The following is a 12910-nucleotide window of genomic DNA, read 5'->3' on the forward strand; positions in this document are numbered from 1 at the left end:
TTTTGGAGCGTTATTATGATAGAACTACGTCAAATATGTTATTAGGGGCATTATATACTTATCCGGCATTGTTTGAAACCCAAGAGGCCCAAGCATTAGGAGAAGGAGATTTCGCCGACCCAATGACAAAAGTGGCTTTCTCTATTATGTACAATCTCTTCTCTATTGGGCATTCGAAATTTAGTGAAGGAATTATTGAATCCTATATTCAAGGTAAGCCATCTGTTTATAGTTTCTATAATAAAGAAATTGATACGCCAGAAGGTAAGCAACGACAAGGCGATTTTTACTTTAGTAAACTGCGAGAAGTTGGAGATCCCACGTTATTTAAGCCTTCCTTTGATAAGGTTAAGAAATTAACTTTATTAAGAAACTTAGAACGTAATGGAGTATCAGTTAAAGAGTTTTATGATTGGGATTCCGAGAATGCTAAGTTGATTGAGGCACAGAATAACTGGTTAGAGAAAACAAGCTTAAAAGATATTGCTGATACAGTTAGTGATAAAATTAGTCAAATTATGGCAGGTTCAGCAAATGGTTCAGAACGAGTAGCCGCACAAGCAGGTGATGGTTTAAGGAATTTAATTGAATCATTTAGTGAAACTCCAGACTTTGGTTCACCTTTTCCAATTTCAACTTTAAATACTGTAACTCGTGGAGCAAGACTAGGAAAATTTTATCTGCGTTCAGCTCCAACTGGTGGAGGTAAATCTCGTTTAATGATGGCGGATGCTTGTCACATGGCTTTTGATCAACTGTATAATCAGAAGACCCAAAAGTGGGAAGGGAATGGTATTCAAGAAGGCGCCCTGTTTATTTCGACAGAGTTAGAGATTGATGAATTACAAACATTAGCCTTAGCTTATTTAACAGGGATTGAAGAAGATCTTATCTTAGATGGTAAATTAAATGATGACCAAAAAGCCGTTGTGGCTCAAGGTATTGAGATTATGGAAAACTCACCTTTATACTTTGAGTTAATTCCAGACTTTTCCATTCAAGATATTGAAACAACTATTCGTTCATATTATCGTGAGCATGATTGTAAGTTTTTCTTCTTTGATTATATTCATACATCTATGAAATTCTTGGCAGAAATTTCTTCTATTGCAAATGGAATGAAACTGCGTGAAGACCAAATTTTGTTTATGCTATCAACTAGCTTGAAAAACTTAGCAACTAATCTTCATGTGTTTATAGAGTCAGGTACTCAGGTAAATGGAGATTATCTGGAAGGTGAATTAACACAGAATCTATTACGTGGTGCGAAAGCTATTGCGGATAGGGTTGACGTTGGTATTATTGCTACTAAAGTTCGTCCTATTGATGAAGCTATCATAGAAGAATTAGTAGCTAATGGATATAAGAAACCTAATTATATCATGAGCTTTTATAAGATTCGTCGTGGTAAGTATGCAGGAACTAAACTATGGTGTAATGCAGATTTAGGTACTTGTCGTGTTGAACCTTTATATTTAACAGATAGTATGAATGAAGTTATTCCTATTGATAAAACAACAATTAATGTTAAGAAAAAAGCTGAAAGAGAGCTTCAATATAGAGATAAAAAGAGTGGCGCAAATAAATTCAAGAACAGCGCATTTTAAAGTCAAGAATTAATTTCTTGACTTTTTTCTTTATATATGGTATAATTAATTATAGTAATATTAGAAAAAAGAAATGGCGGTAGTTGTATGACAGATAATTTCAATTTAAGATTGGATAAAGATGCCTTAAAGAATGGTATGACGATTGATTCTGTCTATGAGTTTTTAACAGGGATGGGTGTGCAAGGTCAGTTTTTGGATGAAGAGAAACTTTTGTTTGAGACAGTTTGTCATAATCATCCAGGCGAAGGTAAACATAAGCTTTATTATTATCATAATACAAAGTTATTTAACTGTTACACAGATTGTGGAGCGAACTTTGATATATTTGAATTAATTAATAAGATGCACGTAATTAAAACTGGTGAAGAACTTGAGTTAGAAGATTCAATTAAAACTTTTGTTCATTCAAGTAGTTTTTTATTTGCTGGCAAACAAGAGTTCGATGAAGAAATTGATGATAACAAAGAATATGTACCACCAACATTTTTATATTTTGATAAGAATGTTTTGAATGAGTTACCTAATGCAATCGTAGATAACTGGGTTGAAGAACAAATCTCTGAAGCAACTCAAAGAAAGTATGGAGTTAAGTTAAATCCTAGTTTAATGTCTGCTGCTTTTCCTCACTTCGATGAATTTTGGAACTTGTTAGGAATTAGACAGAGGATATTATCAGCCGAAGATCAGTTGATGTATGGGAAATATCGACCTTTAACTCGAAAGGGAGAAATGTTTTCTTCTCCATTATCATTTTATTTATTTGGTTTAAATCATAATGGTTTAGAAATACGTAAAAAGAAAAAAGCAATTATATATGAGGGAGAAAAATCTGTGATGAAAATGGATGATGTCCTTGGACCACAGAACAATATCTCAGTAGCTTCTTTTGGAATGAAATTTTCTCGACATCAGTTTGAACAGTTAAAGTCTATGGGTGTGGAAGAAATTATTTTTGCATTTGATAGACAGTTTAAACAAACAGAAGACTCTGATTTTTATAAACTAATAGATTTATATAGAAAGATTAATGATAGATTTAGTAATCAGGGTGTTAAATTTAGTTTTATCTTAGATGATGAAATGATTAGTGGATATAAAGACTCTCCAATAGATGATGGTTTTGATGTTTTTAATACTTTGTATCATAAGAAAAGAACGATTGAAGAAATCGAAGAAGAATTTCAAGAAGATGTAGTGCCACCAGGAGAGTGGGCACAACCTGAACTTGAAGAGGAGGACGACATATTTGTTACGTTATGATTTAATAGGAAATAATAGTGATGATATTTATAATATCTTTAAGAATCGAGGAGTCAACCCAGACTCCGTTATGAAGTTAAATGAGTCAGCTCTGCATGATCCATTTTTAATGAAGAACATGAAAGAAGCTGTTGAGTTAATTCATCACTATATTGAGAATGATGATAGACTAATTGCAATACAACAAGACCCAGATGCCGATGGTTTAACTTCGACTGCTTTAATGTTTATGTATTTAACGGATTGTTACCCTGAACTACATAAACGTTTAAGAGTTTTTATTCAACCAGGTAAGGCCCACGGCATTCAAGTTAACGTATTAAAGGAACTTATTGCCAAAGGGGACGAATTTTGTCTAGTAATTGCTCCTGACTGTTCTTCTAATGAAGAAGATGTCCATAAAGAGATTAAAGACCTTGGGATAGAAGTAGTTGTACTAGATCATCATGATGCTGATAAATATTCTGAACATGCAACTATGGTAAATATTTCTTTGGATGATTATCCAAATAAAAACTTATCTGGAGTTGGTGTTTGTCAAAAATTTGCGAAAGCATATGACAAAGCTTATGGTTTTGAATTTGCTGACAAGTATTATGATTTAGTTGCAGTAGGTATGATTGGTGATATGATTGAAATCAATACACCAGAAGCAATGTATATGGTTCAAAAAGGAATGAAAGATGTTCATACAGCTTTTATGAAGAGTATGTATAAAGTGAAATCTTACAACCTTGGAGACCAAGTAACTCCTATTGGTATCGCATTTTATGTAGTTCCATTACTGAACGCAACAGTACGTGTTGGAACTATTGAAGAAAAACAAATGCTTGCAAAAGCAATGTGTACCAAAGTACACAAAGAGGTTCCATCTAAAAAACGTGGAGCTAAAGAAGGCGAAACAGAGATTATCCAAGAACAAGCAATTCGTATTCTAGGAAATATTAAATCTCGTCAAGGACGAGAAGTTGATAAAGCTATGGATAAATTAGCTACTCAGATTGCCGAAAATAACTTAGAGCAAAACCAGTTGATTCTGTTAGATACAAAAGGCGAGTTTCCTTCTGAATTTAATGGTTTGATTGCCAATAAATTCTTGCAGAAATATAAAAAGCCTGTTCTAATCGGAAGAGAACATACTTTTGATGGACAGCTTGTTTTCTCAGGTTCCGCTCGTGGCGATGATAAATCAACTCTTCCTAACTTAAAAACTTTCTTGAATGAGAGTGGTAAAGTAATCTATGCAGAAGGACACGAAGCAGCTCATGGTTTTGGTATTCCTGCTGGAACACAACAAGAATTAGTTGACTATTTCAATACTGAATTAGCAGGGGAAGTATTTGAACCAGTCTACAAATTAGATTTCATTATTAATTACTCTGAGCTATCGATCGATAACATGCTTGAAATTACTCGCTATGCTACATTCTGGGCGAGAGGGCTAGAAGAGCCAGTCTTTCTATTAAAAGATGTGCCAGTATTTAAAGGAGATATTGAAACAAGTGGCAGCTTCGACAGCCAATTAGTTCGATTCAAGTCAGGCCCACTTCAATTCGTCTCTTTTGGGGTTCCTATGGATAAAGCAGTAGCTTTAAAACAAAATCAACGAACAACGATTGATGTAATTGGTAAAGTTACCATGAATACTTTCAAAGGGGAAAGCAATTTGCAAGTTATGGTTGAAGACTTTGATATTAAAGAAACTCAACAATATTATTTCTAATTCCCGCTTGCGATCCCTATTTCTCGGAAAACCATGAGTTTAGCAAAAAAATGAAATGGTTTCTGGATTCAAAATTTTTCAAAAAGCAAAATCCTAAAACCACCCCCCCCCTATTAAGGAAGAGTTAAAGGCTCTTCCTTTTATTTGATTTTTGTTTTATAAAATGTTATAATTAATTATAATAATAAAGAAAGAATGTGATAGTTTGTCTTTGACTAAAAAACAAGAAGAAGGACTAAAAATTGCACGACAAAGATATAATTTAAAGGAACGTTATACAACGATTGCTGGTTTAGCTGGTTCAGGTAAGACATACTTATCTCATATGTTGTTAGATGCGTTAGGAATTAAAGAAGGCGAATATCTTGTAGGAGCATATACTGGTAAAGCTGCTTTACGTTTACAAGAAAATGGTTTCCCTCAAGCTAAAACACTTCATAAATTATTTTACAAAAGTGTAAAAATTCCAGGTAGTGATGATTTTATCCATATACCTTTAGAAAAAAGTTTATTCAGTGCATTTAAACTTATTATCATTGATGAAGTTTCAATGGTTCCAGATTCAATGTTAAGAGTTATAGCTAATACTGGTTTACATGTTATTAATATTGGTGATCCAGAACAGTTGCCTCCAATCGGTACGGATAATGGAATGCTTGCTTCTCCTCATATTTTCTTAGATGAAATCGTTCGACAAGCTGAAGGAAATAGCATTATTCGTTTAGCACATGCTATTCGTAATCGTGAACCTATTGAGCCTTTCTCAGATGAGAATGTTCAGATGTTTCCAAGAGAAGAGCTAAATACAGGGATGTTATTATGGGCCGACCAAATTTTATGTGGTAAAAATGCAACTCGTCATGAACTGAATAGAACAGTTCGAGAAGAATTGGGTCACACAGGCAACATGCCAGTAGTAGGAGATAAGATCATTTTAACTAGAAATAATTGGGAGTTTGTTAATACAGATGGGAACCCTATTATCAATGGATTGATTGGCAATGTTACAAGAGTTTCTGAGCCTATTCGGGATCCTCGTGGGAATATTATTAATCAGGCATCTGTGTATGGATATATGAGTTTTATGCCAGATTTTAATACAGCAGAGTTTAGAAATGTTAAGTTTGATGCTCTGCCATTCTTAACAGGAGAAACTAGCTATATCTTTGATCAAAATGCTAAGGCAGCAGATAAAATTAATTCAGCAGATTTTGGTTTTGCAATTACAACTCATAAATCACAAGGTAGTGAATATTCTAAAGGACTAGGCATTGAGGAACGTATGCGTGGAACAAACCACCATCGTTTGATTTATACCATGGTAACTCGTTTTAAGGATAAGTGTGTATTAATTTATGATAAAGATAGTCCATTATGGAAATAAAAAAAAGGAAGAGAAATTCTTCCTTTTTTCTTTGTTATTCAGCTGGAGTTTCTAAAGCTTGAAGTCTTTGTTCGATTTCACCAAGTTTAGTTCTAGTGTCCATTACCATATTAAACATAGTCATAGTTGTCATTGTTAATGGGTCAATTTGTTCGCCCATTAAAGTATTCAAACCATCAATATTCTCTACGGTCTTTTGGTTCATAGATTGAACAAATTGAAAGAAAGCTTGTCTTTGATCTTCTGGAGAAAGAGCGGTAGCAAATTGGTCTAATGCCTGAACCTTTTCTGGGAAAATCAAGATTGAGGTTAAATCACCTACACCATTTTCTTCTGGCATAGCGTCTACAAAAGAATAAAGAAAATCTTTTTGCGCTTGAGGTAAATCATTGGGAATAAATTCTATTAATTTTTTAAAGTTTTCCCCTTTTAATTGTTCACCTTGTTTAAATAAATCTATTAATTCTGCTTTTGTTGCCATTTAAGCATCATCTCCTTTCTAGCTATATGAAAAACAAGAGTTGACTTTTATGATGTTTTGTGTTATAATTAAGTATAAATAATATTAGGAGTTGATAAATTGGCGTATTTCAGTATTCATAATCATTCAAGTTTTAGTAATGCGTTACTAGGATTTGCTGATTCAATCAACGACATTAAAAAATCAGTAGACTACGCAAGAGATTTAGGTTTGTCAGGTTATGTTTTAACAGACCATGAGGGATTGTCTGGACATGCACAACTGATGCACTATCGAGATAAATTAGAGAAAGATGGTGAAATTGATCACGAATCATTCACTGTCGGTTTTGGTGATGAAATTTATTTAGTCGAGAATTTAGAAATGGGACAAAAATATTATCATCATTTGTTAATTGCAAAAGATGAAATTGGTCACAAACTATTGAGAATCTTATCTTCTCAAGCTTGGGAAAATTCTTATTGGGATAGAGGTTTACAAAGAACTCCTATTACAAGAGATCAAGTTAAAGAAATTATGGAAAGAGAAAATGGTAAAGGTCATTTAATTTCTTCGACAGCTTGTTTAGGTAGTGTTGAAGCTCAAGCATTTTTAAATATTAAAGCTTCAGAAGATGTACCATTTGGAGAAGAATTAGCTAGAGCAGAAATTGATGCAGAAAAACAACGTATTGTAGACTTTGTTCAATGGAATCAAGAAGTGTTTGGTGAAGACGATTTTTATTTAGAAATTGCACCTAATACTTCAGAAGAACAAAGATATGTAAATAGAAGAGTTTGGACACTTGGTAAGGCGATGAATGTACCGGTTGTATTCAGTACAGATAGTCATTATCTTACAGAAGATGATAGAGAGATTCATAAAGCTTATTTGAATAGTAAACAAGCTGAACGTGAAGTAGATGATTTTTATTATACAGCTTATATGATGTCTCCTCAACAAGTTAAAGAATATTTTATGTTAGATTTTTCAGAAGAAGAATATAACGAAATGTTGGATAACTTAGAAAAAATGAGAAAAAGTCTTTCTCATTATACTTTGTTTAGGGGACAAGAGATTCCATTTGTAGCAGTAAAGGTTCCAGATTTAAAGCCAGAGTATTCTAACTTTGACTGGGAAAAATATGAAAACTTATCGTTACTTGAAAATTCAGATGAAGATCAAGATAGATATTGGGTTCGTTCTTGTTTGAATGAATTAGTTAATCGTGAGAAAAATAATGATGAATATTTCAATCAATTAAATATTGAAGCAGGAACTTTAATTAAAATCTCAGAACGTTTAAAACAACCAATGACATCTTATTATAATTCAGCTCAAAAAATTGTAGAATTGATTTGGGATGAAGGAGATTCATTAGTTGGAGTATCTCGTGGTTCAGCGATGGGATTTGTTTCAAACTGGTTATTAGATATTACACAGGTTGATCCAATACCTTACGTTGGAGATATGAGTTGGCGACATTTAGCTGAAAGTAGACCTGAATTACCTGACTGTGATATTGATTCTCAAGGCTCCAAGAGAGAACAGATATTGGCGGCTTTGAAAAACTTTTTCGGTCACGATAGAGTTTTAAATATTGCAACTTTTGGAACAGAGGGGGCAAAATCAGCTTTAGCAACTGCAGCTCGTGGTTTAGAGATTTCAGATGATATTTCAAACTATTTAAGTGGTTTGATTCCAAATGAACGTGGTTTTGACTGGGGACTTCATGATGTTGTTTATGGTAATCCAGAAAAAGGACGTAGACCTGTTAGAGAGTTTGTTGCAGAAATAACTCAGTATGAAAACTATTTAGAAACAGCTTTGGCGATTGAGGGTATTGTAAAAAGTCGTGGTTCTCATGCAAGTGGAGTTTATATTTTCAATCATCCTTATACAGATATTAATGCAATGATGAAAACAGCAAAAGATTTAGAAGTTACTCAATGGGATTATCATGATAGTGATGATATGGGTGCTTTAAAAATGGATATGTTGTCAATCGAAGCATTAGATAAAATTCGTAAAACAATGGACTTATTAATTAAAGATGGTCGGATGGAATGGAAAGGTAGTTTGAAACAGACTTATTTCGATAACATTCACCCAGACGTACTTGATTATGACAGAAAATTGTGGGAACCTACTTGGGATAATAAAGTTTTAGATGTATTCCAGTTAGATACACCAGTTGGTAAACAAGCTATGAGAAATGCGAAACCAGAGGAAGTTCGTGAAGCAGCAGCTTTGAACTCGTTAATGCGTCTTATGGCAACAGAGAGTGGAGAAATGCCACTTGATAAATATACAAGGTTTAAAAAGAATATCCAGTTATGGTATGAAGAGTTAGCTAAATATAATATTCCAGAAGAGGAAATTCCATTATTAGAGAAACATTATCTTCCTTCATCAGGAGTTCCAAATACCCAAGAGGAACTGATGATATTGTTGATGGACCCAGAGATTTGTGGGTTTACAGAAACAGAAGCAAATGGCGCTCGTAAAATCATTGGTAAGAAATTAATGGATAAGATTCCAGAATTAAGACAGAAAGTATTTGATCAAGCTGTATGTTCTCATAATACGATTCAATATATTTGGGACACAGCAGTAAGTGTGCAAATGGGTTATTCATTCAGTATCTTACACACGATTGGTTATACTTTGATAGCTCTCCAAGAGTTGAACTTATTTAATCATTATCCATCTATTTATTGGAATTGTGGTTGTTTAGTTGTCAACTCAGGTGATGAAGAGGGGTCCAATACAGATTACTCTAAAATTGCTGTCGCTCTTGGGAATACAATTAAACATGGAATTAAGGTTGAACTTATTGATATTAATGAATCAGAAGCAAGTTTTACACCAAATGTTGATGGTAACTTTATTTCTTATGGTTTCCGTTCATTAACTGGTATTGGTTATGATTTCATTCAAAAGATAATTGAAAACCGTCCTTTTACTTCATTGGAAGATTTTGTTAAGAGAGCTGAACCTAATAAAGTTCAAGCAGTAACGTTAATCAAAGCAGGAGCTTTTAGAAAAATTGATAATGAAGATAGAAGAATAACTTTGTTAAAGTATGCAAAACTTATCACACCAAAACGTAAAAACTTAACAGTTACACAGGTTCCATTGTTAGTCGAAGCTGGTTTAATGGATCCAACTGAGTTTGGTGATTCTTATAGAATTTATGAGTTTAATCGTTATGTAAAAGCTGAACTTCGTAAGACTGAAACTAAAGATATTCTTCTTGATCAACGAGGAATAGCATTCTTAGATTCGATTGGAAAAGAGAATCTTTATGAATATAAAGACTTTAGTCGTGGTGCAGACTACATCATGGATGCGAAATTATGGGCTAAAACATATGATAAAGCTTTAGATCCAATTAGAGAATGGTTGAAACAAAACAAGAAAGATTTATTTGAATCATTAAGAGTTTATGAAATGGTTCAGAAATTCTTTGAGTTTGGAAAAGGTTCTATTCCAACTTGGGAAATGGAAGCAATGAGTTTCTATTATACAGAACATGAATTGGCTCACATTGACTACGAAAAATATAATATTTCTAGCTTTAGAGAATTAAGTCCAAGTCCAATCAAAGAAGCATCTGGACGTTGGTTCAGAAATAAAACTTTCTCAATTATTGGGACAGTTATTGGGAAAAATAAAGTTAAAGGAAGTATTGATTTATTAACTCCAGAAGGAGACGTAGTATTAGTGAAAATGTATAAAGGTGAGTTTTCTCATTGGGATAGACAAATTTCAGAACGTCAAGCAGATGGAAGTAAGAAAGTAACAGAAAAATCTTGGTTCCAACGAGGGAATAAATTATTCTTACATGGGTATCGTAGGGATGATCAATTTATTCCAAAAGCTTATTCTAATTCTTTATATCCAAATATTGCATTGATAGTTGAGGATTCAGAAGGAGAATTTAAGCTTCAATCAGAACGAGCATAAAAAGAGAAGATTTATTTCTTCTCTTGATTTTTCTCGTTTAAAATGTTATAATTAATTATAAAGTTAAGGAAGGATGTTCGAAAACATGGCAGATGATAGAAATAGTATTATAGGTGACAATATGCACGGATGGGGCTTACCTAACAGACCAGATAAATTTGAACCTGAAAAAATAAAGATAGGCGCATTAGACTTAAACGTATCTGATGGAAAAATGATGACAGAAGATGAATATCGTCATAAAAAAATCTTAGATGAAATGGCAGATACTTTCTCTAAGAAAAACTCAGATTATGGCAATGCTTTTGAAGAAGTATTAGATGATCTTGGCGCATCTTATGCAGTAGGACGTCTTAAAGAAAAACATAAACGTTTAACTCAATTAGTTACCTCTAGTAAGCAAGAAGTAGATGATGAATCTATTGAAGATACATTGCTTGATATGGCTAACTATGCAGTATTAACAATTATGTGGTTGCAGAAACAAAAGGAGAATAAGTAATGGAAAATATTATCGATGAATCAGGGAAAATTAAAAAAGGTGAAATTATCGAGCGAGCATTAGCTTCTGCTCCTGTATTAGATAAAGAAATTATTGCCGAAAAGATTTTAGACTATGTTAAGAATGCTAAAAACTCTAAGTATTTTATTCTTAATTCACGTAAAATTAATTATACCCAGGTATTTGTAAAAACTGAAACAGCTGATGCTAAAAAAGTTACTGACCATATATTAGATTTCTTAGAAGAAAGTACATTTGTTACTTGTTCTGAAGATTCAGTATTGGTCGCTACTAATGAATTAGTAGAACATAAGATGATTGATATTAAAGATATCGATGAAGAAAAAGATGGCTTAGGCCTTTATATCGATGGGATCTACTTCAAGTTTTATAGCGCAGGCTGGCAAGTAGAAGAAATTTAATTTTAAAAATAAATGAGAAGAGATAAAGGAGAGAAACATTAATATGACAAAACGAGGATTTGAAGTAGCTAAAGGATTTGAAGATAAAGGGATTAACTTACCAAAGCGTGGCACTGCTAATGCAGCAGGCTACGACTTTGAAGCAGCAGAAGATGTTGTAATTCCTTCTCTTGCAGATTTGCATAAAATTTACAGAGATGGGATCTTTAAAATTATGACAGGAGAATTATTTGGATTTGAACTAACAGAAGACCAAGTAAAAAATGGAGATGTTGATTTAGATGCTATTGATCCAATCACAGTTTTATCATTACAATCTAAATTGTTTGATTTATTTAAAGCATTAGATATCGATCCTGTTCAAGCTTTAGAGGATCCAAATTTTCTTCAATCATTAGATATTAGCAGTCTCGCACTTGAACATTCTAAAACAGAAGAAGAGTCCGATCGAGTTGTAGGAACTATCCTAGGACCAGAGGCTCTTGCGAAAGTTAAAGATTTAGCTAACAAAACATTTAAACCTGTTTTAGTTCCTACTGGGGTAAAAGCCTATATGGGTGAAGAAGAAGTCTTAGTCTTAGCTAATCGCTCTAGCAATCCATTAAAACAAAATCTTATTTTATCTAATGGAATTGGCGTGATTGATGCTGATTACTATGGAAATGAAGATAACGATGGACATATTATGGGTCAATTCATTAATTTTGGTGCCAAAACAGTATGGATCAAAAAGGGAGACCGCATCTTCCAAGGAATGTTCCAGCCATTCTTATTGGCAGACAATGATGTTGCTGGAGGAAAGAGAGTTGGGGGACATGGATCAACCGACAGTATCTAATATAAGCACTGAAGATTTGCAAAACCTATCTTTCCTAAAAGATAATGTTCCTCTTTATATTGAAAAGATGGGTGAACAAAGAGGACAATTTGATATTCCTACTTTAGAATTATTTCCAGTAACTTCGCTGGAGATAAGAAAAGTAGATGGCAAGCCTGTGTTAGTGCTTAGGTCGTCATAATATAATTACAGCCCTCTATTTTACACTTCTGTAAAAGGAGGGTTGTTCTATGCTCTATATTGCGTTTGACCAAGCAACCGTTGTTTCTGGATATTCTGTTTATAAAGACCATGATTTAATTGATTATGGAAAATTTAAACATGAAGGGGAAATAAATCAAAGAATAAGTAAAACTGTTCAGAACATATTAAAAGTGATTAAAACATATAAAGATAAATATCCTGAAGAAAAATTAAAAGTTATTATTGAAGATATTCAACTTCAACAAGGTAAGAATGGAAACACACTAACCTTTAAACAATTAGCACAATTACAAGGTGCCGTTATTGTAGCAGTGCTAGATAATTACCAACAAATTCCAGATATTTATTATGCTTCCTCTTGGAAATCTTTTAATAAAGTAACTGGACGTGCTCGTGCAGAACAGAAACGTAACGCCCAAAAGAAGGTAGAAGAACTTCATGGAATTAAAGTAACTCAAGATGAGGCCGATGCCATTCTTTTAGGACGATATGCTTCTCATAAAGAAATAAATTGGGGATAAACAAAAAGAGCCTTTGC

At 33.2% G+C, this 12910-nt stretch carries 10 protein-coding genes and 2 pseudogenes; 11 read left to right on the forward strand and 1 reads right to left on the reverse strand.

Translation table 11 applies throughout. From position 1 onward, the window contains the following. The first annotated feature begins 2 nt into the window (after window positions 1-2). From ABS916_RS09275 to ABS916_RS09290, 4 genes are all read left to right on the forward strand, one after another. Entirely contained in the window at window positions 3-1607 is a 1605-nt protein-coding gene (locus ABS916_RS09275; protein ID WP_350451627.1) for a DnaB-like helicase C-terminal domain-containing protein, read from the forward strand. Window positions 1608-1694: 87 nt separating this feature from the next. Further along, entirely contained in the window at window positions 1695-2870 is a 1176-nt protein-coding gene (locus tag ABS916_RS09280; RefSeq protein WP_350451628.1) for a hypothetical protein, read from the forward strand. Then, window positions 2857-4593, forward strand: coding sequence for a DHH family phosphoesterase (locus tag ABS916_RS09285; protein WP_350451629.1), 1737 nt, complete (start codon window positions 2857-2859; stop codon window positions 4591-4593). Before ABS916_RS09280 ends, ABS916_RS09285 begins: the two co-directional genes overlap by 14 nt. A 211-nt stretch (window positions 4594-4804) precedes the next feature. Next, window positions 4805-5977, forward strand: a complete 1173-nt coding sequence (locus tag ABS916_RS09290; protein ID WP_350451630.1) for an ATP-dependent DNA helicase — start codon at window positions 4805-4807, stop codon at window positions 5975-5977. Window positions 5978-6011: 34 nt separating this feature from the next. Here the strand turns inward: ABS916_RS09290 and ABS916_RS09295 are convergent, their stop codons facing one another. Further along, the gene (locus ABS916_RS09295) at window positions 6012-6458 is read right to left on the reverse strand and encodes a hypothetical protein (RefSeq protein WP_350451631.1); all 447 of its coding nucleotides are present in this window, start codon (window positions 6456-6458) and stop codon (window positions 6012-6014) included. A 99-nt stretch (window positions 6459-6557) separates the two neighbouring features. Between ABS916_RS09295 and ABS916_RS09300 the strand changes: the two genes are divergently transcribed. The 7 genes and pseudogenes from ABS916_RS09300 to ABS916_RS09330 all read left to right on the forward strand — a co-directional run bounded on the left by ABS916_RS09300 (window position 6558) and on the right by ABS916_RS09330 (window position 12893). After that, entirely contained in the window at window positions 6558-10406 is a 3849-nt protein-coding gene (locus ABS916_RS09300; protein ID WP_350451632.1) for a helix-hairpin-helix domain-containing protein, read from the forward strand. Between the two features lie 85 nt (window positions 10407-10491). Then, window positions 10492-10908 (forward strand): nucleotide modification associated domain-containing protein, encoded by a 417-nt coding sequence (locus ABS916_RS09305; RefSeq protein ID WP_350451633.1) that lies wholly within the window; start codon window positions 10492-10494, stop codon window positions 10906-10908. Continuing rightward, a complete protein-coding gene (locus tag ABS916_RS09310; protein ID WP_350451634.1) occupies window positions 10908-11330 on the forward strand; it encodes a hypothetical protein in 423 nt (140 codons plus the stop codon). Before ABS916_RS09305 ends, ABS916_RS09310 begins: the two co-directional genes overlap by 1 nt. A 43-nt stretch (window positions 11331-11373) precedes the next feature. After that, a pseudogene (locus ABS916_RS09315) lies at window positions 11374-11499 on the forward strand (dCTP deaminase/dUTPase family protein); the annotation flags it as partial. Window positions 11500-11832: 333 nt separating this feature from the next. Continuing rightward, a pseudogene (locus ABS916_RS09320) lies at window positions 11833-12168 on the forward strand (dCTP deaminase/dUTPase family protein); the annotation flags it as partial. After that, window positions 12146-12349, forward strand: coding sequence for a hypothetical protein (locus tag ABS916_RS09325; protein ID WP_350451635.1), 204 nt, complete (start codon window positions 12146-12148; stop codon window positions 12347-12349). The pseudogene ABS916_RS09320 and the gene ABS916_RS09325, both read left to right, overlap by 23 nt. 49 nt (window positions 12350-12398) lie before the next feature. After that, window positions 12399-12893, forward strand: a complete 495-nt coding sequence (locus ABS916_RS09330; RefSeq protein WP_350451636.1) for a crossover junction endodeoxyribonuclease RuvC — start codon at window positions 12399-12401, stop codon at window positions 12891-12893. The last annotated feature ends 17 nt before the right edge of the window (window positions 12894-12910 follow it).

Source organism: Carnobacterium sp. (assembly GCF_040274945.1).
Classification (GTDB): domain Bacteria; phylum Bacillota; class Bacilli; order Lactobacillales; family Carnobacteriaceae; genus Carnobacterium_B.